Source organism: Methanohalophilus sp. RSK (assembly GCF_003722075.1).
Classification (GTDB): domain Archaea; phylum Halobacteriota; class Methanosarcinia; order Methanosarcinales; family Methanosarcinaceae; genus Methanohalophilus.
In genome coordinates, this window is record NZ_RDSK01000013.1 from 40,114 (window position 1) to 61,200 (window position 21,087).

Below are 21,087 nucleotides of genomic sequence, written 5' to 3' on the forward strand. Positions count from 1 at the left end.
TTCATTCAGAATGTACGATTACTTTCGTACCTGATTCTATACTTTCAACATTGACTTTACCAACAAGTTCCAGTTCTTTTTTTGCCCTTACAAACTTTATACTGCAACCAGGCCTTACCTTCATCCACCCATCTGTAGTGGCTTGACCACTGATTGTACAACGATCAAGCAAGGTCGCATTCCTGCTGGCATGAATATTCCCGTCAATCCTGCAATCAGGGCCCAGTATCACTTCTTCTGCATGGAGGCTCCCTCTGATAACTGTACCCTTGCCCAGTTCCACGTTGCCGGCAACTTTCAGGTTTTTCCAGAAATTAGTATCAGGTCCTGTAATGAGATTTCCATCCAGGCTTACATTTTGCTCAAAATAGGATTTCTTCCGGACAATATATGTATTGCTCTGTAGATGGAATTTCATGTTGTTCTCATTGTCTTCGTTCATGTTTCCAATATTATAAATGGCTTGTATTTTAGCCCTTCTGTTTCAAGCATTGATATACAGAGCAAGAGTTATCAATGACTATGCAGTAGCCGTAATATCTCCGTTATTTTTGCCCCAGCTACCGTTATCATTTTGTTTTTCCAGTAACCACCGGATAGATTTGTCTATTTCGCCTGAGCGACCGGCCATTATCAGTGCCTGCATAACAAGATTGCTGGTTGCTATGAATTTCCAGCCTCCGTTCTCCTGCATCCGGGACAATAACCAGTCAGTTTTTTCCCGGATAAAATCAGTGTAATCTGTTCCTGTCAGTTCTGATTGTTTAATGAGGCAAATTATTATCAATGCAGTTGTGCCGGGATGTTCCCATGTACGATTATAAGCTCTTATTATTTTCTGGCATTCCCCGGGACAGGCCACTTTTAGATCTGCAAGGGCAATCAGGGCATAAATTCTATCATATATATCTTCTAAAGTGCCATCCTTCTGTTTGGTTTTGATATAATGGGTAACTGCAGGATAGTAAATCCCCATTGTGGCAAGGGCTGATACACCTCTGCAAATTTCCCTGAAAGATTGTGGCTTGTGAATCTCTTTTATAAGGGTGGCTGTACGGGTATATCCCCTGTCCCAGAGATAGCTGGCAGTTGTGCTTCTGGCATATTCCTTGAGGGTCACAGGCGGATTTTCATCCAGCCAGTCAAGTCCTCTGCTTGCCGCATCGTTATATTTAGTTTCCTTTGCCTGAATCTTACAATCCCCTGGCTTTTCTGATGGGCTTTTCAGAGAGTTTTTCAAGATGCTCTACTATGTTTTCAAGAATTGGGCCCGGAATTCCCACAAGCATTTCATCCCTGCCTATATCGGTGGTCCTGCGACATCCGAAACATCCCATGGAAAAATTTACATCGCCGGTCTGGATAGGAATTATAGTTGAATCCACACAGGTGGCTTGGAACGGTGCTGTGCTCAGGGTTACCCTTCCTCCCTTTTCAAAAGTAAACGCGGGCACTATCCAGTAAAGGGTTTCCGGAAGATCGACCAGAACCACTACATCGGGCTTAAAGTCAGCCTTTTCAAGAGGACAAACTACTGTTGCCTGCATGGAACACTCTTCGAATTCTGTTCTTTCCTCTATCATCTTAGCAGCTGCTTCAGGTGTATCGAACATGCCGATCTTGGAGTGGAATTCCCCACTTCTTACATTGTCAGGTGTTTCTAAAAGTCCCAGACTGGAACCACCTACCACACATGCATGTTTATCTGCCGGTATCACAAGACATTCGCCTGCCCTTGCTTTCATGATAGACTGGCAATGGCGGGTTTTCTTCTCGGGTTGGTTAAAGTCTGCAGGAATATCTTCGCTCTTTTTAACCAATTTCACGGCTACTGGTTCGTATCTTAGTTGCAGTATTTCCTTGAGTTTGTCACTTATCTCTTTATTTTCCATAAAAATCCCCTTGCCTTTAAAAATAGAATGGAAGATTAGTTGAACTTTTCTTCCACAGAATTAACGATTAAATCGAACTTTTCTTTCCAGATGGATTTATCATCATTGACATATACATCTCCTTTGTCCCCTGATGATGAAACATCGGGTTCGATAGGCAATGTGGCAAGTATGGGCGTGTTGAAATCTTTTGCAGCCTTTTCTACAGATTCACCGCCAAAGACCTGTATTTCTTCATTGCAGTGGGGACAGATTACACCGCTCATGTTTTCGACCATTCCTATAACGGGTACTTCCAGCATTTCTGTAAATTTCAGGGATTTCCTTACACTTGTAAGTGCTACATCCTGGGGAGTTGTGACAACGATGGCACCGTCGACCTTGCCCAGCAACTGCACTATACTCAATGGTTCATCTCCTGTGCCCGGAGGCAGGTCTATGATCAGGTAGTCCAGCACTCCCCAGTCAACTTCTTCAAGGAACTGTTTTATGGCTGCCATCTTGGCAGGTCCTCTCCAGACCACAGGGGAATCCTGATCGTCCAGCAGTAAACCGATGGACATAACTTTGAGGTTATCGGCAACCTGTACAGGCAGGATCCCCTTTTCTCCTACTTCTGGTCTCTTGTCAGCAATTCCAAACATTGTGGGAATGCTTGGTCCATGAATATCACTGTCAAGCAGCCCGACCCTTTTCCCGCGTCTGGCAAGGGCTGCAGCGAGATTTGCGGAAACGGTACTCTTTCCTACCCCGCCTTTGCCACTCATAACCATGATTTTATTTCTTATTCCACGCAGATTCGATACGAGTTTTGGTTCTTCAACTTTGGAATTTACCAGACTTTCAGCTGACTGTATGTTTTGACTCATTTTAATGACTCCATTTATTCAGTAGTGTAATTTCCGCCTTTGATATCTATGGCCTGCCCTTCAACAAGAGCTCTGGCGACTTTTTTTCTCGCATTTTTCAGTTCTTCCCAGAAAGCCCTTCTGGAAATTCCCATCTCAAGGGCAGCTTCTTCCTGTGTCAGCTCATCCACATCCACAAGCCGGATGGCTTCCAGTTCCTCAAATGCGAGTTCTATTACCTCAACCTCAGACCTTGGTATGCCACAGGGTTTAAAACACATAATATTGGGCTCTGCCCTTATCCTGCGGGGGCATTTTGGTCTTCCTCTCCTGCATTTCATACGATAACCAATCACCCATAGGTGAGCAAATATATAAAGGATTCCAAATTGTCCTGCAAAAAAGCTATTATATTTACAGGGGAGTTTAATAATAGGTTTAGGAGACAGGTATATGAAAAATAATATGCTTCTCTGGGATGAGACAATTTTCAGAGATCCCACCGTACTGGAGCTGGATTATCTTCCCGAACAATTTATGCACCGGGATTCTCAGCTACAATCCCTCATCTATAGCTTAAAGCCTGCAGTAAAAGGTATGAGGCCTATTAATTGTCTTGTATATGGTCCACCAGGTACCGGTAAAACCAGTGCTGTGTTGAAGGTTTTTGAAGAAATTGAAGCACATACCTCGGATGTGGTTCTGGTTAAGATCAATTGCCAGATGGATTCCACTCGTTTTGCTGTTGTTTCACGCATATATCGCAAACTTTTCAATATAGACCCGCCGTCTTCAGGAGTAGCCTTCAGGAAACTTTTTGAAAAGATTGTCCTGAAACTTATCGAAAAGGACAAGGCAATGGTAGTATGTCTGGATGATATCAATTATTTGTTCCACGGCGGACATGCCGATGAGATCATGTATTCCATATTACGAGCCCATGAACAGTATCCCGGTGTGAAAATGGGTGTGATTGCGATTGTAAGTGATACAGGAAAACTTTACAGGTTTGATCCAAAAGTGAGTTCTGTATTCCTGCCTGAAGAGATTGAATTTCCTTCTTATTCTTATGACGAAGTAGGGGACATCATTTCTTCCCGAATCCAGTTGGCTTTCTATCCTGAGGTAGTGGCGGAGGAAGTCAGGGAAAAAATAGTGAATTATGTCGATGTGACCGGTGATCTGCGTGTTGGTATCGATCTACTCAAGAGGTCAGGCCTGAACGCAGAAAAAAGGGCAAGTAAAAACATTTCTGGGGAGGATGTGGATAAGGCCTATGAATCATCACGCCTTTTGCATTTGAGGCGTAACATATCATCCCTTTCAGATAATGAAAAAGATATCTTGCGGCTTGTGGCGGAAAATGATGAAATCAAAGCAGGCGAACTTTACGAACTTTTCAACAATAACAACGAATTGGGATATACGCGGTTTTATGGGTTGGTGAATAAATTAAAAGATTCGCATTACCTGAATGTCTCTTTCTCGGGTGAAGGTATGCGGGGCAGAACCCGAATAATCAGTCTGAACTATCCTGCAGATGATGTAATTAAATGTATCGGGGGTTGATACTCTGGAAACCCGTACAAAAGTATGGTTGACACATGAAGGCAAACCTGTGATTGGCGCCGGTAAGGTACGTCTCCTGAAGGCTATAGATGAAGAGAAATCCCTGAAAAAAGCCTGTGAAAAGCTCCAGATCTCTTACAAACATGCCTGGAACATATTGAAGAAGATGAATTTGAGAATCGGACACGATGTTGTAAGGACTGTAAGAGGAGGTAAGGAGCAGGGTACTTTTCTTACAGAGTATGGAAGGGACCTGATAAATCAATATGAGATTAATCGGGAGTATATTGACAGGATGGTGGAGGACGAATTATCCTCTGAAAATGTGAGTGAGACCAACAATATTGCCTGTAAGGTCAGGAAAATAGAATCTTCTGATGGAATCTCCAGAATCCAGATTGAAATTGAGTCTTCAGTATTAACTTCTATAATGGGAGAAAAGGATTTGGAAAATCTGGATATCGATGAAGGGGATGAAGTAACTGCTACTATTCGGGCTGTCGATATAGGTATCTCTCCTGCGAAAAATGAGGAGGAATAAACCTGCGACTGCTTTCCTGGAATGTCAATGGTTTGCGGGCAGTTGCTAAAAAAGGATTTCTGGAATGGTTGGATTCTGAATCACCTGATATCATGTGTGTGCAGGAGACAAAAGCCCGCCCTTCCCAGCTGCCACCGAATATCAGGCGTATCGATGGTTATTACAGTTATTTCAGTGCTGCTGAAAAAAAGGGTTATAGCGGTGTTGCCCTTTACAGTAAGGTCCAGCCACAAGAAGTTCGTTATGGTTTTGGTATAAACCGTTTCGACCACGAAGGCCGTATCCTGATTGCTTTCTATGAGAAATTCGTTCTTTTTAATATTTATTTTCCCAATGGTAATTCTTCGGATGAGAGACTACAGTATAAAATGGATTTCTATAGGGCTTTCCTGGAATATGTACAGGAATTAAGGAAAGAGGGTCATTCTGTAGTTGTATGCGGAGACCTGAACACTGCTCACAAAGCGATTGATATTGCAAGACCAAAACAGAACGAAAACCGTTCCGGTTTCCTTCCTGTGGAAAGGGAATGGATAGATAGGTTTCTCTCCCATGGTTTCATCGACACTTTCAGGCTTTTTAATGAAAATGAAGGTAACTATACCTGGTGGGACCTGAAGACCAGAGCAAGGGATCGTAATGTGGGATGGAGGCTGGATTATTTCTTTGTAAGTGCTGATCTAAAACAGAGTGTAAAAGAAGCCTTTATTTTAAGTGAAGTGATCGGTTCAGACCACTGTCCTGTAGGGTTGGAACTTGATTCCTGAATAAAATATAAAAAAGCAGAGCGCAAAAAGCGCTCTGTAGTATCAGATTACTTTACATTCCGCCCATGCCTGGTGGCATACCGCCCATACCTGGAGGCATTCCGCCGCCCATGCCTGGTGGCATGCCGCCTTCGCTACCGCCGCTTGATGGGGATGGGTTGGAGGATGCAATTACATCGTCGATTCTCAGGATCATTACGGATGCTTCTGCTGCAGCATTGATTGCCTGGGTCTTTATTCTCAGGGGTTCAACAACACCTGCGTCCCACATGTCAATGACTTTTCCACTGTAGACATCAAGGCCTGCGGTCTTGGCGCCCTTCTCATGATGAGAGCGAAGTTCTACAAGCATGTCGATTGGGTCCAGACCTGCGTTTTCTGCAAGGGTCCTTGGGATAACTTCAAGGGATTCTGCGAATGCTTTAACTGCCAGCTGTTCCCTGCCACTGAGGGATGATGCGTAATCCTGCAGCTGGAGTGCAATTTCCACTTCCGGACCGCCGCCGCCTGCTACGAGTTTTTCATCCTCTATAGCTACGCCTACTACGCGCAGAGCATCATGAAGTGCCCTTTCAATGTTTTCGACTACATGTTCGGTTCCGCCGCGCAGAAGGATGGATACGGATCTTGGATTGACACAGCCGGTAATAAAGATCATGTTGTCGCCAGCAACCTTCCTTTCTTCCACGGTTTCGGTCTTTCCAAGATCATCTGCGTTCATTTCTTCGATGTTGGTAACCAGTTTACCGCCGGTGGAACGTACGAGTTTTTCCATGTCACTCTTTTTGACACGTCTAACTGCAAATATTCCTTCCTTTGCAAGGAAGTGCTGCGCCATGTCATCAATACCTTTCTGGCAGAAGACAACGTTTGCACCGCTTGCGACGACTTTGTCTACAAGCCCTTTAAGCATCTTTTCTTCCTGGTCAAGGAAGGACTGGAGCTGGTCAGGTGAGGTGATGGATATTTCCGCGTCGACTTCAGTTTCCTTGAGTTCGATGGCACTGTTGATAAGTGCAATCTTTGCATCGGTGACTTTCTTTGGCATGTTGGAATGTACACGCTCTTTGTCAAGGATCATTCCTTCAATGAGTTCTGAATCCTCGACACTGCCACCGACCTTCTTTTCTACCTTTATATTGTCGATGTCAATTGTCTGGTCATCAGTCTTGTCTGCAATGCTTGCGACAGCGGATACAGCTATTTCGCTGAGTGCATCTTTGGAAGCCTCTGCACCCTTTCCTGTCATGGCCGTATTGGAGATATTTATCAGGGTGTCCTTGTTATCGATTGTAACATTCTGTGCAAGTCCCTTGAGCAATTCGCCAGCTTTCTCAGCTGCCATCCTGTACCCGGATGCGATGATTGTTGGGTGTACATCCTGCTCGATCATGTCTTCTGCCTTTTTGAGCAGTTCACCGGTGATCACAGCAGCAGTGGTTGTTCCATCTCCTACTTCATCGTCCTGGGTCTTGGCTACCTCAACTATCATCTTGGCAGCAGGGTGCTCGATGTCCATTTCCTTGAGTATGGTTGCACCGTCATTTGTGATCACTACATCACCAAGGGAGTCTACAAGCATCTTGTCCATTCCCTTTGGTCCGAGTGTGGTCCTGACAGCTTCAGCCACAGCTTTTGCAGCCATTATGTTGTTGCTCTGGGCATCCCTGCCCCGGGTTCTCTGATTTCCATCTCTTAAAATAAATATTGGCTGTCCACCAGCCATCTGTCCTGCCATTACTTTTACCTCCGTATTATATACATCAAATTGATATTCCCTGTATTATACAGGTCGTTTATACATGTTTGTGGTTCTATATAAATATTACTGCAAGGGGAATATCGGTTAACCTATTGAAAATTGTATTCTAAAAATTAGTATAATAAAAAAAAGAAAATCAGCCAACAATGGCTTTTTGGGATCTTCTTTTGAATCTCCTCTTTGTACCTGCAGAAGAATATCTCTGTGCAGGTGCAGTGTGTGCCTTGTTAGCTCTGGCTTTTTTAACTTTGATTGTGTTGCCTTTGCGTCCTTTTATTCTTACCCATTCAATACTTCCGGTTTTGCCCATAATTATCACTCTCTATGATATTGATTATTTGAATATGTGGATTCCTTTAGAGGGAATGCTAGTTATTAAAGGTTGCGGAAAAAAAAGATGTGAGGATTCTAGTTTTCACGGTTTGCACTCAGGTTGTATTTCTCTAGTGTGGTTTTCCGTAATGTGCATGATTTCCTGCATCCGGTTTGATACCGTTGATTATTCCATCAAATTATCACTCATGTTTGCCTATTATAAGGATGGTTGGAGCGAAAAAAAAAGGAATAAGGGTTAATTGCCCTTATTCAGTTCCAATCCATTCATTTACTCTGTCAGGATTGTTTTCGACCCATTTTGCAGCGGCTTCTTCGGCACTCATTCCTGCTTCAATGTCGGTCATTACAGTCTGTATCTCTTCGTGGCTGTAATGTATATTGCTTATAATTGCGTAGAGTTCAGGTTTTTCTTCCTCGAGTCCCTGTCTTGCAAGTGTTTCTATGTTATCGCCATCACCATAAGCTTTCTGTGGATCATCCAGGATCTTCAGGTCATATCTGCCGAATGCCCAGTGAGGTGTCCAGAGGGTGACAACGATTGGTTCCTCATCCCTGTAAGCACTATCAAGGGCAGATGCCATTCCAGCACTGCTGCTGGCTTCAAGAGTATAGCCCAGACCATACATATCGATTGCATTTTCTGTGTTCTGCATGATACCTGCACCGGGATCAATACCGGTGATCTTTCCATTGAACTTTTCCTTGTTTGCATTCAGGTCTTCAATGGAATTAATGTCTTCCATGTAAGTTGGTACTACAAGGCCGAGTTTGCAGTCTTCAAGATTTGGGCCTACTCTGTCAACCTGGTCTCCATACTGCTCCCAGTAATTTGCCTGGGTTTGTGGAAGCCATGCACATGTGGTAAAGTCAAACTGGCCATCTGCAAGTCCCTGGTATAGTGGGCCTGCATCGACAGCTATTATTTCTACTTCATACCCTTCCTGTTCGAGAACTTGCTTTATTACATTGGTATTTGCAATTGCGTCATCCCACATTACATATCCGATAGTTGCTGATTTTTCTTCAGCGCCTGCACCTTCGCTTTCTTGCTGGGTACATCCGGCAGCAAAGAGGGAAAGCACTAACACTATTCCTATTATAATCATTTTTAATTTATTATCCATATTTTCTATTCCTCCTTTTTTATTGGATAAAAGTAAAAAGACTGTTCAGGCCTTATCTGGGTGTAAGGTTCCGGGTCAGTCTGACAAGGACAATTGCTATTATGACAATACCGAGTCCTGCTTCGAATCCAACTCCGATATCTACTCGCTGGATTCCTATCAATACCTTATAACTCAGGCCACAGGTTTCGATCATGGAAGCAATAACTGCCATTGAAAGGCCAGCATAATACACTGGTTAACACCGGCTATTATTGTCTTAATAGCAACGGGGAGATCTAGTTTGATATGTTTCTGCCAGGGCTGAGCCGAAAATATTGGCAACCTTGACAAGTTCTGTTGGTGTCTGTGTAATATTCAGGTTTATAAGTAGGATTGCAGGACCAGTGCAGCAGATGATATTACAAGCGCAATGGTTTTTATGGATACTTCCATAGGTCCACTGTTACGATTTAAATATGTCCAATGCCGGTATCTAAAGTGGGTTTTCCATTCCTTCTTAGATATGTGGATTACTTTAGAGGGAATGCTAGTTATTAAAGGTTGCGGAAAAAAAAGATGTGAGGATTGGCACCTCACTGAGTTCCAAGTACTTCATCATACTTTTCAGGATGCTCCGCAAGCCAATCCTGAGCTGCCTGTTCTGGCTTCTTTCCTTCATCGATAGCGACCATTATTGATTCGATATCATTAAGATCCATTTCATAGTTCTGGATAAGCTGGTAGAACTCTGGTCTGTCCTCTTCAAAACCGGGTCTTGTGAGGATTACAAGGTTGTCACTTTCTCCATATACTCCCTTTGGATCTTCAAGGAAGTGCAGGCCATCCATACGGGCAAAGGTCCAGTGTGGCCTCCAGAGGGTAGCTACGATCCATTCCTCATTGTCAATTTTGTCCTGAAGCTCGGTTGCCATTCCCACAGTACTGCTGGAATATAATTCATATTCTTCAAGGTTATATTCCTCGACTGCCTTCTCTGAGGTTATCATTATTCCAGCACCGGGCTCAATACCATTGATTTTGCCATCGAATTTGCTGGCATTGCCTTTCAGGTCTTCCACTGTGGTAATTCCGGAATCATATACATAGTCTGGAACAACAAGTCCAATTTTAGCACCTGAGGATACAACTTTTGCCTTGTTCAGACTGTCTCCGTACTTATCCCAGTAGGAAGCCTGGGTTACAGGTAACCATGTGTGTATAAGGACATCGATGTCTCCCTGTGCAGTTGCCTGGTATAGACCACCGACATCTGCGGAAACAGTTTCGTATTCATAGCCTCCTTCATCAAGGATACCTGTGAATACATATGCTCCCGCACGTGAGTCATCCCACTGGATTACTCCGATTCGTACTGGTTCTTTTGTTGTTTCTTTTGTTGGGCCTTCTTCCTGTGATGTGCAACCTGCACCAATTAGGGCGATTGCTACCATAAAGCATGCTAGCACTTTCAAAACATTATATCTCAAACTATCACTCCTTTTTGCATTTTATAAAGATGGTTGGAACGATAAAAAAACAGGAATAAGGGTAAATTACCCTTATTCAGTTCCAAGCCATTCATTAACTCTGTCAGGATTGTTTTCGACCCACTTTGCAGCGGCATCTTCGGCATCCATGCCGTCTTCCATATCAGCCATTACGGTCTGAATCTCATCATGGCTCCAGTTGAACCTGCTGATGATTGCATAGAGTTCCGGTTTTTCTTCCTCGAGTCCCTGTCTTGCAAGGGTTTCCACATGATCTGATTCTCCGTAGGCCTGCTGTGGATCATCCAGGAACTTCAGGTTATATCTGTTGAATGCCCAGTGAGGTGTCCAGAGGGTGACAACAATCGGTTGCTCATCCCTGTAGGCACCATCAAGAGCAGATGCCATCCCTGCACTGCTGCTGGTTTCAAGATTGTATTCCAGGTCATACATATCGATTGCATCTTCTGTGTTCTGCACGACACCTGCACCGGGGTCAATACCGGTGATCTTTCCATCGAATTTCTCCTTGTTTGCATTCAGGTCTTCAATGGAGTTAATGTCTTCCATGTAAGTTGGTACTACAAGACCGAGTTTGCAGTCTTCAAGGTTTACAGCAACGCTGTCAACCTGGTCTCCATACTGCTCCCAGTAATTTGCATGGGTTTTGGGAAGCCATGCAGATGTAGTGAAATCAAACTGGTCATCTGCAAGTCCCTGATACAGTGGGCCTGCATCAACAGCGATTATTTCTACGTCGTAACCGGCCTGTTCAAGGACCTCTTTCATTACATTGGTACTTGCAATCTCGCCATCCCACATTACATATCCGATGGTTGTTGATTTTTCTTCAGCGCCAGTGTCGGCTCCTTCACCTTCATCTCCCTGCTGGGCACAGCCTGCAGCAAAGAGAGAAAGAACTAATAGAATTCCGATTATTATTGCTTTATATTTATTATCCATATTTTTTATTCCTCCTGTGTGATTGGATAAAAAGTAAAAAGACTGTTCAGCCCTTATTTGGGGGTAAGGTGCTGGGTCAGTCTGTCAAGGACAATTGCTATTATGACAATACCGAGTCCTGCCTCGAATCCGACTCCGATATCGACTCTCTGGATTCCTATCAATACCTGGTAACCCAGACCACGTGCTCCGATCATGGAAGCAATAACTACCATTGAAAGAGCAAGCATAATGCACTGGTTTACCCCTGCCATTATAGTTTTCAGGGCTACCGGGATTTCGACCTTGATAAGTTTTTGCCATGGGGTTGATCCAAAAGCATCGGCAACTTCTACCAGTTCTTTGGGAACCTGGGTAATTCCAAGGGTTGTAAGCCTGATTGCAGGGGGCATGGAGAACACAACGGTTGCAATCATACCCGGTACGTTACCAAGTCCAAAGAAGATAACTGCCGGGATAAGGTAAACAAATGAAGGCATGGTTTGCATAAGATCCAGAATCGGTCTCAGTACCTTGTAAAGAGTCTCACTCTTTGCTGCAAGTATACCCAGCGGAATACCTATTATTAGAGCCAGTGCAGCAGACGAAATTACAAGAGCGATTGTTTCCATGGAATATTCCCACAGATCCATACTCAGTATCACTATGAATCCAAGGCCAGTGCCTAAAGCGAGTTTCCAATCCTTTCGCCCAACTACGTATGCAATGGCTGCAATTAGCACAACAAATAACAGAGGTGGCATTGCCATCAGTACATCTTTGAAAATATCAATGACAAACCCAAAGAGAGCACTGAATAAATCAAGGATGAAGCCAAAAGTATCACTAATCCAGTATACTAAAGATTCGACAACGCTTCCTATAGGGAGTTGTGGTACTATCATTGTTCTACCTCCTCCTCTTGTTCTTCATCATCTTCTTCTGTGGTCTTAAGTGCAGCAAGGATACTGCCTCTGACTATCACGCCTACAAGCTTTTCGTTTTCATTAACAACTGCAATTGGCTTGTCAGTTTCTGCCCGGATTGATATGAGGTCCTGTAGTGGAGTATCGACTGTAGTTTTCGGGAACTCTTTTATGACGACATCTTCCATGGTTTTTCCGGCTTTCTGTGCCCGGACCGCATCATCGGCTTTCAGGAATCCCTGAAGGCGCTTGGCTTTATCTACCACATATATGGAGGATATGCCGTGCTTTTCCATAAGTTTGAGGGCGACTTCAAGACCGGATTTGAGTGATACAACCGGATCGGGTCTCTTCATTACATTTTCGGCGGTAAGAATCTTTGTTTTGTCCACACCGGCAACGAACTTGGAAACATAGTCGTCCGCAGGGTTTGTGAGAATCTCTTCGGCAGTCCCGATCTGGGCAATTTCCCCATCTTTCATCAGGGCAATACGGTCACCGAGCTTGAGGGCCTCATCAAGGTCATGTGATACGAAAACAATTGTTTTCTGCATGTTTTCTTCAAGTTCGAGCAACTCGTCCTGCATCTCACTGCGGATAAGCGGATCAAGGGCACTGAATGCTTCATCCATTAAGAGGATCTCCGGATCTGTTGCAAGGGCTCTCGCAAGTCCGACTCTCTGCTGCATACCTCCACTCAATTGGGATGGTTTACTGAATTCATGACCTTTCAGTCCAACAGTTTCGATTGCTACTGATGCCTTTTCATGTCTTTCATCCTTTGCGAAATCCTGTATTTCAAGACCATAAGCAACATTATCAATGATAGTTCTGTGTGGCAAAAGGGCGAAATTCTGGAAGACCATGCTGATCTGTTTTTCCCTTATCAACCTGAGTCTTTCCTTTGATGCTTTTGTAACATCCTCATCGTCAATCTGTATCGATCCGGATGTGGGTTCAATGAGTCGGTTTAGGCAACGTAGAAGGGTTGACTTACCGGAGCCTGAAAGCCCCATAAGTACAAAAATTTCTCCTTCATACACATCAAAACTCACATTATACAATCCTACGGTCTGGCCAGTCTTGTTGAAGATTTCATCTTTTGAAAGACCTTCTTCAACATAGGACAAAGCTTTGTTTGGATGCTTCCCAAATATCTTCGTTAAGTTGCTAACTACAATTTTCTTCGTTCTTTCCTCAGAAATAAAAATAACCCCTTTTTTTTTAATAGGTTATTTAGTAAATATCATAACAATCTTTTTTATAAATGTACTTTCAATATTAAACAGGGAATAATCGTTTGGAATTCAAACTATAAATGGCTTAATTCCTTTTATACTTTATGGTGATAATTTTTTCTATGAAAAGTGGCGCTATCTGCTGAAAATTCCAGTCTATGTGAATAATTATATATTGTCAGGGACCTCTTTTAGCATTAAATGTCACTTGAACCTATCCATATAAAAGTCATACAGGAAATCGCATCCGGTATTGAAATGGATGTAGAACAGGATGATGAAGACAGCGATACTACTGATCTTCTTGATTTTTTGAAAGAACTAAAATACGGCTCCAGAATTGTTTTGAAATCTATCGGGAGGCTATACAGGGGAAAGGTAGATATAGCCCGTATGTCACAATCAAAAGACCCTGTTGAAAGGACTCTTTCTTCTGATAGTGGAAGTACCAACACTTTTCTCTTTGATTCGGGGCTTGCACTGGATTTCTGTCATTGTGCAATGGCTTCCTCGCCAAGCGATCTTGATATTCATTCCAAAAGAACAATTGTTGCTGCTACTTATTCCTCTTCTGCAAATGTTACTATCAATACCTCACAGGACTGGAAATTATTTGACAGGGGCAATGGTAGAAGCCGTCTGGTAAAAATTGAAGCAGGTTTGCTGGAGACCAGGGAAAAACGCCTCGTTCACAATATTGCTCTTTATCTTTCCGAGTCCGAACATATTCTCTGGATGAAAGATATTTTCGCAAAAGGGGATTTCTTCATAATGGATGGTCCCATATATCCTAAACAGTTAATGTACTGGATGGTTGTGCCTTCTGAAGAAGTCAGAATAAGGTATGATCCTTCGGCATTGAAAATCCTGCAGAATTACATTGACATCATGGATCATGCAATGGATAATAGTCTTCCACTGGTAGGGTTTGTGAAAAATCCCGAAGATATGCAGATTGTACAAACGCTTAAAAAGCAGGAAATGGAGCTGGATATACCCTGGCTGGTAGATGCCCAGTTTTTCAAGAATGTCCTCCATCCTTCTGCTGAAGACTCACGCAATTGTATTACTTATACAAACTGGTTCATGCAACCCAATCAGTTCTATGAGAATATGCTCCAGACCACAAGTCCTTTGATGGATAGTTCTCTTTCCCACAAATATGATGCAGAGGATTATGCATTAACATTTTTTGTAATCTATGTTCCTGCTATGAATGTTCTTTTTAAAGTAGAATCTCCTTATGGTCTGACAAAAGATGATGATATGAGGCATCTGCTAACCCGCAAGGTATTATATGACATTTCAATAGGCGGTATCCCACCGACCCTCTCCAAGGTGGATTCTATAGCAAAGATACGCAAAAAAGAAAGGAAACAGATTCTGGGGCAATTCAGTAAACTCAGGGTTGATACGAAATACAACGATATACGCTGGAGTGATACAGATGGATAATGATGACGATATACTTGCTTATGCCACAGGTGATAAGGGGGACAGTGTATCCACGAAAGAACCGGTTGAAGATTTTGAGGAATATGTTCCTGATGCAGTTGATAATCCGGATGGATTGTCCTTTGATAATGCGCTGGGTACAATTACAACAGGAATTGACCCGCTGGAAATAACTGAATCAGGTGCACGACTTACTGGTTATATTACTTCTTCGCACAGGCCGAATGTCAGGCTTGGTACATATGTACTGGTTCCCTACGGAGATGAAGATCTGTTTGCAAGGGTCTGGAAACTGCAGTACCTTCAGGAATTTGAAGTGGATGATGCGACAGAGTTGCATTCCCTGCGCATGTTAAAGGCCAATAATACCAATGAGATAGATTACAAATTCCTTGCATATCTTGACCCTCTGTGTATCCTGTCTCCCGTAAAGGCAGGCCTAATGCGCCGCATGGCCGACAGGCTTCCCCGCCCCAATACTCCGATACTACCGGTTTCTGAAAAACTCAAGATCCAGACAGGTCTCAACATTCCTACCGAAGGTATTTTCCTGGGACATTTGAGTGTGGGGGGTGAACTTGTCAGGACACATGCTTCTCCTCCGACAGTTGCCTACTATCTGCGCAACGATTATTCAATGGGGGATCCTCTCATGTTCCGTCATATGCTGGTGTGCGGAAGTACCGGTACGGGTAAAACCTTCCTTACAAAGAATATTCTGCGTCAATTCCTGGCATCGGATAACCAGTATCTTGTAAGGGGTGAACAGGGCAGAAAGAAAAACCCATGTCTTGTGATAATGGATCCACAGGATGAATATTCCCAGCTGTTTGAGGACAATGTGGATATAGGATATGCCGATGAAGTAACCTTTGCAGAAGAGGACGTCTTGCATGGAGGCCATCAGGATACAAGGACATTCCTGGCAAGTGTGGAAGGCCAGTCCTATCCGGGTAAATCCCGTGCACAACAAATGGAATTTACAATTCCTTTCGAACTTGTAAGGAATAATTCCTGGTTGATATCAGCAGCGGAATTGACAGAAAACCAGTATATAGGCCTTGAGCTTTTGCTTGAGGATTATTTCAAGACTCCTGCAAATCATACCTATCAGGGGTTTACAAATTTCATTGCTGATGAGGGCACACGTTCTGTTTATGTGGATAGCGGGAAAATCCATGAATCTTCCTATGATGCCATTGTGCGTAAGGTCAAAAATCGCTCTTTCAGTAAGGTATTCGACCAGCCGGCAAAACCGATTACCGAAATACTTGATGAGGTTTTCAAGCCGGGCAGGGTAAGTGTTTTCCCGACTGAATATATAAATAATAGTCGTATCAGGGACCTCATCACTCTCACCTTGATGACAATCGTAGTGGATAACAAACTCAGCACATCAGGCAACGATTCTGTTAAAAAGACGCCCGTGTTACTGGCTCTTGATGAAGCACACAGGTATCTTTCAGGCGCGGTGTCGGCTCATTCAAGACGTATTGTTTCCCGATTCGCAGATGCAGCAAGGCAGGGGCGCAAGGAAACACTTGGTCTTTTCCTGATTACCCAGGACCCACAGGATATCGATGACACAGTGCTCAAGCAGATAAATAGTCGGATCATTCTCAATCTTTCAAATGACAATGCTATAAATGCATTAAATGTTCCACTGGAATTTGAAAAAAGGATTCCCTATCTTCGCAAGGGGCAGATGATAATTCAGAGTCCGGATAACAGTGATATTGTGGAGATCACCGGTCTGCATAAATGTGTGGTAAAACACGCCTGATCAGGCACGGGGGATGGTGGCCCAGAAAATACTTCCCTTTCTATCTTCCCTGTCTTCAACACCTGTATGGCCGCCATGTAGTTCCATTATCTTTTTGACAATGGCAAGTCCAAGTCCGGTCCCTTTTATACTGACAGATGATCCTGCCCTTTCGAACCTTTCGAATATTAGCTCCTTTTTATTATCGGGTACTCCCTCTCCCTCATCGATGAAACGTATCTTCCACATGCCATTATCTTTTATTATATCGATGGTTATTTGGCCTTTTTCAGGTCCGTATTTGATTGCGTTTGAAAGGAGATTGGAAAATGCTTCATGGATTGATTTGTGGATGCTTGCAGGATATTCGCCGCTGACATTTATTTTCAGGTCAATTTCTTTTTCTTGAATTTCTTCTGTATATTCGTTTGCGACTTTTTTCAGCATCATTGCAAGGTCTGCTTTTTCGAATTTGATGTCTGTGAGGGTATCAAGTTTTACAAAAACAGATGCGTTTTCAATAAGTTCCAGTATCCTGTTTATGTTCCTGTTGATAGTAAGGGCCATCTTCTTTTTTTCTGCTTCCTCTTCCCCTTCGATCAGCAACTGTGAGTAACCCTTAATTATTCCTGCAGGATTTTTCAGATCATGACTTACGATGTCACCAAATAGCTCTTTGACATGATAATTTTTTTCAAGACTTTTGGTATATTGTTCAAATCTTTTTTCTGCATCCCTTCTTTCTGTTATGTCCCTGATTATTGCCATATCAGCAGGCCTGTTGTCGTACTCTATGTAAGAGGCACTGATCTCTACAGGAACCCTTAATCCCTTTTTGCTGAGCATTTCGGTTTCATATCTTTCCAGGATATCGGGATCTTTTTTGAGCCTGCGATGATATCGTTCGCTGATCATATTGATGCTTTCAGGAGGAAAGATGTTTTTGAAATCCATTCCCTTAAGTTCTTCGGATGTATATCCGATAATCTCCCTGAACTTAGGGTTTGCAAATTTTATAACATCATCCTGGATTATTATGATCCCATCATTACTTTTTTTGACCAGGGTGGAATACATATCCATAGGATATTGTTTTGATTTATCCATTTCTCCCACAATTACTCCCCTCTTCATTTGGCGATAATTTAGTTACTAATAGGGCTATGTACTGTTTTTGTTTTATCTTTTTGCCGAAACGTATATATTCAGGTAATACCTATGAAGGGCCGCACAAATGGGCCGGTAGCTTAGTCAGGCAGAGCGATGGACTCTTAATCCATAGGCCGAGGGTTCAAATCCCTTCCGGCCCGCCTATTTTGTTGTTCTTTGCAATTTTCCAAATCATATTCAATATTTTTCTTTCTTCTATTTTGGATTAAAAATAGGCTAAACAACAAAACCTATATACTACTTTCTCAATATTTATTGATACGGAATGGGGTTCCGTGGGGTGATAGTTAGCCATCTATCTCATTCCTAACTGTAAAGGAGGATTTGAAAAGATGTTATATATGGATATTAGTACATGGGAGCCAACACTCAGTGATAAGGTAATTGAACACTTTAAGGAATTGAAAGTTCCATCAGGTATCAATATAATCAAACAGTGGGTTGACCTTACAGGAGGACGTTATTTCATCCTCTACGAATGTGATGATGCAGAAGCCTATGCGGCTTTCAACCTTCCATGGTCCGACATCTGTGAAATAGACAGTGTTCCTGTGATGGAATCGAGCAGATTCATTGCCTTGATGTCAAAATAATAAAGTTTTTCGGGGGAGTTCAATCTTCCCCTATAAGTTCTACTTCTTTTTTATCATTGCCGATTTCGATCTCAACGATTCCGGGGCGAAATGGGGTTGTATCGTAAGTATAACTAATATTACCTTCAGGATCGGCTCGAATGACCTGTGAGGCCTTTACATCCATCTGAACCGTTTCTGTATTTTCCTGAGCATCTCCATTGATGTTTATATTGAAGGTGCCGGAAGGCACATTTGTGTCTATGTATGTGGCCACTGAATCTTCAGCATCCCTGTGTTGTCGGAAAGGCATCAACATTTTAACGGTAAATGTCATGTTTTTAACAGGCCTTGTTTGGACTTTAAATTCATTCGGCCCTTCTGGAATGTGTACTTTCCGGAAATCATGGCTGTACCTGCCATCATGTACCGCAACCGCAACATTAAATCTCACGACCATATTTATGCGGGCTTCGGGCTTGGTATTGCCCGTTATTGTGATGTTTTCCCCGGGCTTGAGATGCTTGTGTGATACGTCCCACTCAATATCAGAGTCCTTTGTGTCTGGCTTTTCTTCTATAGGTCTCAATATTGAGCTTACAATTTTGTAAAACCCCAAAAATATGTTATATCCGGTTGCTGAAATAAAATTTCCCCTGATTTTACAAGCATAATTGGACGTATGCCAATTTATTTTCTTAGGCCCGTTTTCAACGAGTCGTTTATATGTATTATCGGTTATTATCTTATATAAAATTCACAGGAGAGTGAGATTTGTGCCCAAGGTTAGTGTGGATATCCCCCAGCAGTTGCTGGATGACCTTAATTGTCACGTAGGGGAAGATAGGAAATTCGTGAGTCAGTCGGATGCTATCCGGACTGCAATACGTAAATTACTGGATAGGATGGATGATGTGGATACAAGGCATGGTAGAGTTAAAGAATAAGATTTGATTTTAAATAATCCATACATTCTGTACCATTTTCCAGATTTTTCATTTCTGTAATGAACAACCCTTCATAACCGTCAACCCTGTCAAATACTTTTTCCCAGTCAATACAGCCCCTGCCAAGAGGGAGGTGTTCATCCCGTTTTTCATGGTTGTCATGTATGTGGGAATGGACCATTACTTCCCTGCAGGAATCCAGAAACTCATCAAGCAAGCCCATTGTATTGGCATGGCCGATATCCAGTGTCATGCCTATATTATCCGAATCTACCTTTTCTATTATTTCCAGTATTTCAGCAGGATATTTTCCGAATATGTGAGGCATATCTGGCATATTTTCCAGTGCAATCATAATTCCTTCTTCCCCTGCAATGGTGCTTACTTCTTTCAGGGTTCCTATCGTATTGTCCCAGGCCTTTTCAGGATATAATGCTCCTTCAGGAGATAGATAGCCAGGATGGATTACTGCAATTTCAGCAAGACCTGATGCCATGTGCAGACAATGTCCCATCTGCCTTATAATTTCTTTATGGATACCGGGATTGAGGGTTGCAAGGTTTATGTCAGAAAATGGCAGGTGTATTGTGAAGGTCAGGTTTGTTGTATCCTTTATTTGTTGTACCCTGTCAATGTTTTCAGAAGTAATTTTCTGTTTTCCTTCCTGTACAAGTTCGATTGCTGAATATCCCATCTCTTCCAGTTCATAAGCCCATTCAAGTGGCTTTTCTCCGCTTGCTCTTGCAGAAAACCCGATTGCCGGTGACAACTTACTCACCTTCTCTTAATGGGGGCATTTTCTTTTCATAAACAGGTTTTCCTTCTTCTGTGGGAGGGGCTAACCAGTTTATTATATCTTCCAGTTCCCCTTCATTACATTTAATTTCCACATGGATCGACCCGAGCTCTTCTTCTCCTGCAGGAAAACTGATGCGTCCTACAAAAGCAACCTGTTTATTGAGCATGAAACTTATTTTTTCTTCCGGGCTGTGTATTCCTTTTTCGAGAACGGATCTTGCGGTATCGAGAATTTCTTCATCCCGCAGCAGGCGGTGTAAGATCTGCAGGTCACGATGGTTGCAATCTATAACTGCGATATTATCATCTAAACGGGGTGCAAGACCACTAATTCTTGTGAGTGCCCCACAGACCTTTGAGGCATCCTCTGTTGGATTTACAGGGGCCCATAACTTAACTCTGGCCATTTATCTTTTCCACCGTATCTTTCACGTGTTGCCTGAATTCCTTGAGACTTGCGGTGTTGTCAATGGTTACATCGGCCGTTTCTATTGCCTGGCCCATTCCCCATTTCATTTCCCTTTCATCCCTTATCTTCAAATCTTCTATTTTTTGCATATCATCGCTTCTGCATCTTTTACGCACACGTTTAAACCGGTTTTCAATAGGGCTGCTTATAGCTATTAATGAAAATTCATTTCCAAATTCTTTCTTGAAAGTTTCCACCTCTGCAATCCCGCGGACACCATCGATCACAACAACATCGTTATCTCTTTGTTTGATTTTCGGGATACATCTCCTGGCAACGGCATCCATGCCTTCTTTGTCCCTCAGGTCATTGGCTACCATTCCAGTGTTGCTGTCTGTTGGATCGAGCTGGCGGTGCTTGACCTCTTCCCGGATCACATCTCCCATATTGATTACGTTAAGTCCCATATTACGGATCACTTTTGAGGCTTCGGATTTCCCGGAGGCGGGCATTCCTACAAAGGCTATTATTTTCATGAGTTGCTTCTCCTCTCCTGCCCT

Annotated in this window: 25 protein-coding genes and 1 tRNA gene; 8 read left to right on the forward strand and 18 right to left on the reverse strand. The window is 42.9% G+C overall.

Translation table 11 applies throughout. From position 1 onward, the window contains the following. Position 1 precedes the first annotated feature (1 nt). The 5 genes from EFE42_RS06230 to EFE42_RS06250 all read right to left on the reverse strand — a co-directional run bounded on the left by EFE42_RS06230 (position 2) and on the right by EFE42_RS06250 (position 3,081). Positions 2–442 carry a polymer-forming cytoskeletal protein gene (locus EFE42_RS06230; protein ID WP_123136439.1) on the reverse strand — a complete coding sequence of 147 codons (441 nt, stop codon included), beginning with the start codon at positions 440–442 and terminating at the stop codon, positions 2–4. A gap of 78 nt (positions 443–520) precedes the next feature. Further along, positions 521–1,240 carry a prenyltransferase/squalene oxidase repeat-containing protein gene (locus tag EFE42_RS06235; RefSeq protein ID WP_123136440.1) on the reverse strand — a complete coding sequence of 240 codons (720 nt, stop codon included), beginning with the start codon at positions 1,238–1,240 and terminating at the stop codon, positions 521–523. Continuing rightward, a complete protein-coding gene (locus tag EFE42_RS06240; RefSeq protein WP_123136441.1) occupies positions 1,194–1,892 on the reverse strand; it encodes a DUF169 domain-containing protein in 699 nt (232 codons plus the stop codon). Before EFE42_RS06240 ends, EFE42_RS06235 begins: the two co-directional genes overlap by 47 nt. A gap of 35 nt (positions 1,893–1,927) precedes the next feature. Beyond that, positions 1,928–2,761 carry an Mrp/NBP35 family ATP-binding protein gene (locus EFE42_RS06245; protein ID WP_199724097.1) on the reverse strand — a complete coding sequence of 278 codons (834 nt, stop codon included), beginning with the start codon at positions 2,759–2,761 and terminating at the stop codon, positions 1,928–1,930. A 14-nt stretch (positions 2,762–2,775) separates the two neighbouring features. Next, complete coding sequence (locus tag EFE42_RS06250; protein ID WP_072358895.1) at positions 2,776–3,081, reverse strand: DUF134 domain-containing protein; 306 nt, start codon at positions 3,079–3,081, stop codon at positions 2,776–2,778. Positions 3,082–3,193: 112 nt separating this feature from the next. On the opposite strand from EFE42_RS06250, the gene EFE42_RS06255 reads away from it, so the two are divergent. From EFE42_RS06255 to xth, 3 genes are read left to right on the forward strand one after another with little or no spacing between them, the layout of a single operon-like run. Continuing rightward, a complete protein-coding gene (locus EFE42_RS06255; protein WP_123136443.1) occupies positions 3,194–4,309 on the forward strand; it encodes an ORC1-type DNA replication protein in 1,116 nt (371 codons plus the stop codon). A gap of 28 nt (positions 4,310–4,337) precedes the next feature. Then, on the forward strand, positions 4,338–4,850 hold the full coding sequence (locus tag EFE42_RS06260; RefSeq protein ID WP_233564748.1) for a TOBE domain-containing protein: 513 nt from the start codon (positions 4,338–4,340) through the stop codon (positions 4,848–4,850). An 8-nt stretch (positions 4,851–4,858) separates the two neighbouring features. Further along, positions 4,859–5,617, forward strand: coding sequence for an exodeoxyribonuclease III (gene xth / locus EFE42_RS06265; RefSeq protein ID WP_199724103.1), 759 nt, complete (start codon positions 4,859–4,861; stop codon positions 5,615–5,617). A 52-nt stretch (positions 5,618–5,669) separates the two neighbouring features. Here xth and thsA read toward each other — a convergent pair whose 3' ends face one another. The 8 genes from thsA to EFE42_RS06300 all read right to left on the reverse strand — a co-directional run bounded on the left by thsA (position 5,670) and on the right by EFE42_RS06300 (position 13,306). Next, the gene (thsA, locus tag EFE42_RS06270) at positions 5,670–7,355 is read right to left on the reverse strand and encodes a thermosome subunit alpha (RefSeq protein WP_123136445.1); all 1,686 of its coding nucleotides are present in this window, start codon (positions 7,353–7,355) and stop codon (positions 5,670–5,672) included. A 160-nt stretch (positions 7,356–7,515) separates the two neighbouring features. Then, a complete protein-coding gene (locus EFE42_RS10505; RefSeq protein WP_158599198.1) occupies positions 7,516–7,689 on the reverse strand; it encodes a DUF5350 domain-containing protein in 174 nt (57 codons plus the stop codon). Positions 7,690–7,960: 271 nt separating this feature from the next. Continuing rightward, positions 7,961–8,839, reverse strand: a complete 879-nt coding sequence (locus EFE42_RS06275) for a glycine betaine ABC transporter substrate-binding protein (RefSeq protein ID WP_123136446.1) — start codon at positions 8,837–8,839, stop codon at positions 7,961–7,963. A 52-nt stretch (positions 8,840–8,891) separates the two neighbouring features. Then, on the reverse strand, positions 8,892–9,074 hold the full coding sequence (locus tag EFE42_RS10995; RefSeq protein WP_199724098.1) for a hypothetical protein: 183 nt from the start codon (positions 9,072–9,074) through the stop codon (positions 8,892–8,894). Between the two features lie 340 nt (positions 9,075–9,414). Continuing rightward, the gene (locus tag EFE42_RS06285) at positions 9,415–10,272 is read right to left on the reverse strand and encodes a glycine betaine ABC transporter substrate-binding protein (RefSeq protein ID WP_123136447.1); all 858 of its coding nucleotides are present in this window, start codon (positions 10,270–10,272) and stop codon (positions 9,415–9,417) included. Between the two features lie 108 nt (positions 10,273–10,380). Further along, on the reverse strand, positions 10,381–11,271 hold the full coding sequence (locus EFE42_RS06290) for a glycine betaine ABC transporter substrate-binding protein (RefSeq protein WP_123136448.1): 891 nt from the start codon (positions 11,269–11,271) through the stop codon (positions 10,381–10,383). 53 nt (positions 11,272–11,324) lie between these two features. Next, the gene (locus EFE42_RS06295; protein WP_123136449.1) at positions 11,325–12,155 is read right to left on the reverse strand and encodes a proline/glycine betaine ABC transporter permease; all 831 of its coding nucleotides are present in this window, start codon (positions 12,153–12,155) and stop codon (positions 11,325–11,327) included. Further along, positions 12,152–13,306 carry a glycine betaine/L-proline ABC transporter ATP-binding protein gene (locus EFE42_RS06300; protein ID WP_123136450.1) on the reverse strand — a complete coding sequence of 385 codons (1,155 nt, stop codon included), beginning with the start codon at positions 13,304–13,306 and terminating at the stop codon, positions 12,152–12,154. The genes EFE42_RS06295 and EFE42_RS06300 overlap by 4 nt, the downstream gene beginning before the upstream one ends. 309 nt (positions 13,307–13,615) lie before the next feature. Here EFE42_RS06300 and EFE42_RS06305 point away from each other — a divergent pair, with 309 nt between their 5' ends. After that, a complete protein-coding gene (locus tag EFE42_RS06305; RefSeq protein ID WP_123136451.1) occupies positions 13,616–14,869 on the forward strand; it encodes a DNA double-strand break repair nuclease NurA in 1,254 nt (417 codons plus the stop codon). Next, on the forward strand, positions 14,862–16,652 hold the full coding sequence (locus EFE42_RS06310; protein WP_123136452.1) for an ATP-binding protein: 1,791 nt from the start codon (positions 14,862–14,864) through the stop codon (positions 16,650–16,652). The genes EFE42_RS06305 and EFE42_RS06310 overlap by 8 nt, the downstream gene beginning before the upstream one ends. Here EFE42_RS06310 and EFE42_RS06315 read toward each other — a convergent pair whose 3' ends face one another. After that, entirely contained in the window at positions 16,653–17,738 is a 1,086-nt protein-coding gene (locus EFE42_RS06315; protein WP_233564765.1) for a PAS domain-containing sensor histidine kinase, read from the reverse strand. It lies immediately after the preceding gene. A 129-nt stretch (positions 17,739–17,867) separates the two neighbouring features. Between EFE42_RS06315 and EFE42_RS06320 the strand changes: the two genes are divergently transcribed. Then, positions 17,868–17,941 (forward strand) — tRNA-Lys (locus EFE42_RS06320). A gap of 192 nt (positions 17,942–18,133) precedes the next feature. Further along, positions 18,134–18,394: a DUF3303 domain-containing protein gene (locus EFE42_RS06325; RefSeq protein WP_123136454.1), complete on the forward strand. Its 261-nt coding sequence runs from the start codon at positions 18,134–18,136 to the stop codon at positions 18,392–18,394. A 19-nt stretch (positions 18,395–18,413) separates the two neighbouring features. On the opposite strand, the gene EFE42_RS06330 is transcribed toward EFE42_RS06325, so the two are convergent. After that, positions 18,414–18,962, reverse strand: coding sequence for a hypothetical protein (locus EFE42_RS06330; RefSeq protein WP_148039260.1), 549 nt, complete (start codon positions 18,960–18,962; stop codon positions 18,414–18,416). A 187-nt stretch (positions 18,963–19,149) separates the two neighbouring features. On the opposite strand from EFE42_RS06330, the gene EFE42_RS06335 reads away from it, so the two are divergent. Next, complete coding sequence (locus tag EFE42_RS06335; protein WP_072359607.1) at positions 19,150–19,320, forward strand: type II toxin-antitoxin system ParD family antitoxin; 171 nt, start codon at positions 19,150–19,152, stop codon at positions 19,318–19,320. Here the strand turns inward: EFE42_RS06335 and EFE42_RS06340 are convergent. Genes EFE42_RS06340 through EFE42_RS06350 form a run of 3 tightly spaced genes read right to left on the reverse strand, consistent with a single transcriptional unit; the run spans position 19,310 to position 21,063 of the window. Further along, positions 19,310–20,089, reverse strand: coding sequence for a sugar phosphate isomerase/epimerase family protein (locus EFE42_RS06340; protein ID WP_123136456.1), 780 nt, complete (start codon positions 20,087–20,089; stop codon positions 19,310–19,312). The two genes, EFE42_RS06335 and EFE42_RS06340, sit on opposite strands and share 11 nt — an antisense overlap. A gap of 1 nt (position 20,090) precedes the next feature. Further along, positions 20,091–20,525 (reverse strand): RNA-binding domain-containing protein, encoded by a 435-nt coding sequence (locus tag EFE42_RS06345; RefSeq protein ID WP_123136457.1) that lies wholly within the window; start codon positions 20,523–20,525, stop codon positions 20,091–20,093. Continuing rightward, positions 20,512–21,063, reverse strand: coding sequence for a dephospho-CoA kinase (locus EFE42_RS06350; protein WP_123136458.1), 552 nt, complete (start codon positions 21,061–21,063; stop codon positions 20,512–20,514). Before EFE42_RS06350 ends, EFE42_RS06345 begins: the two co-directional genes overlap by 14 nt. Between the last annotated feature and the right edge of the window lie 24 nt (positions 21,064–21,087).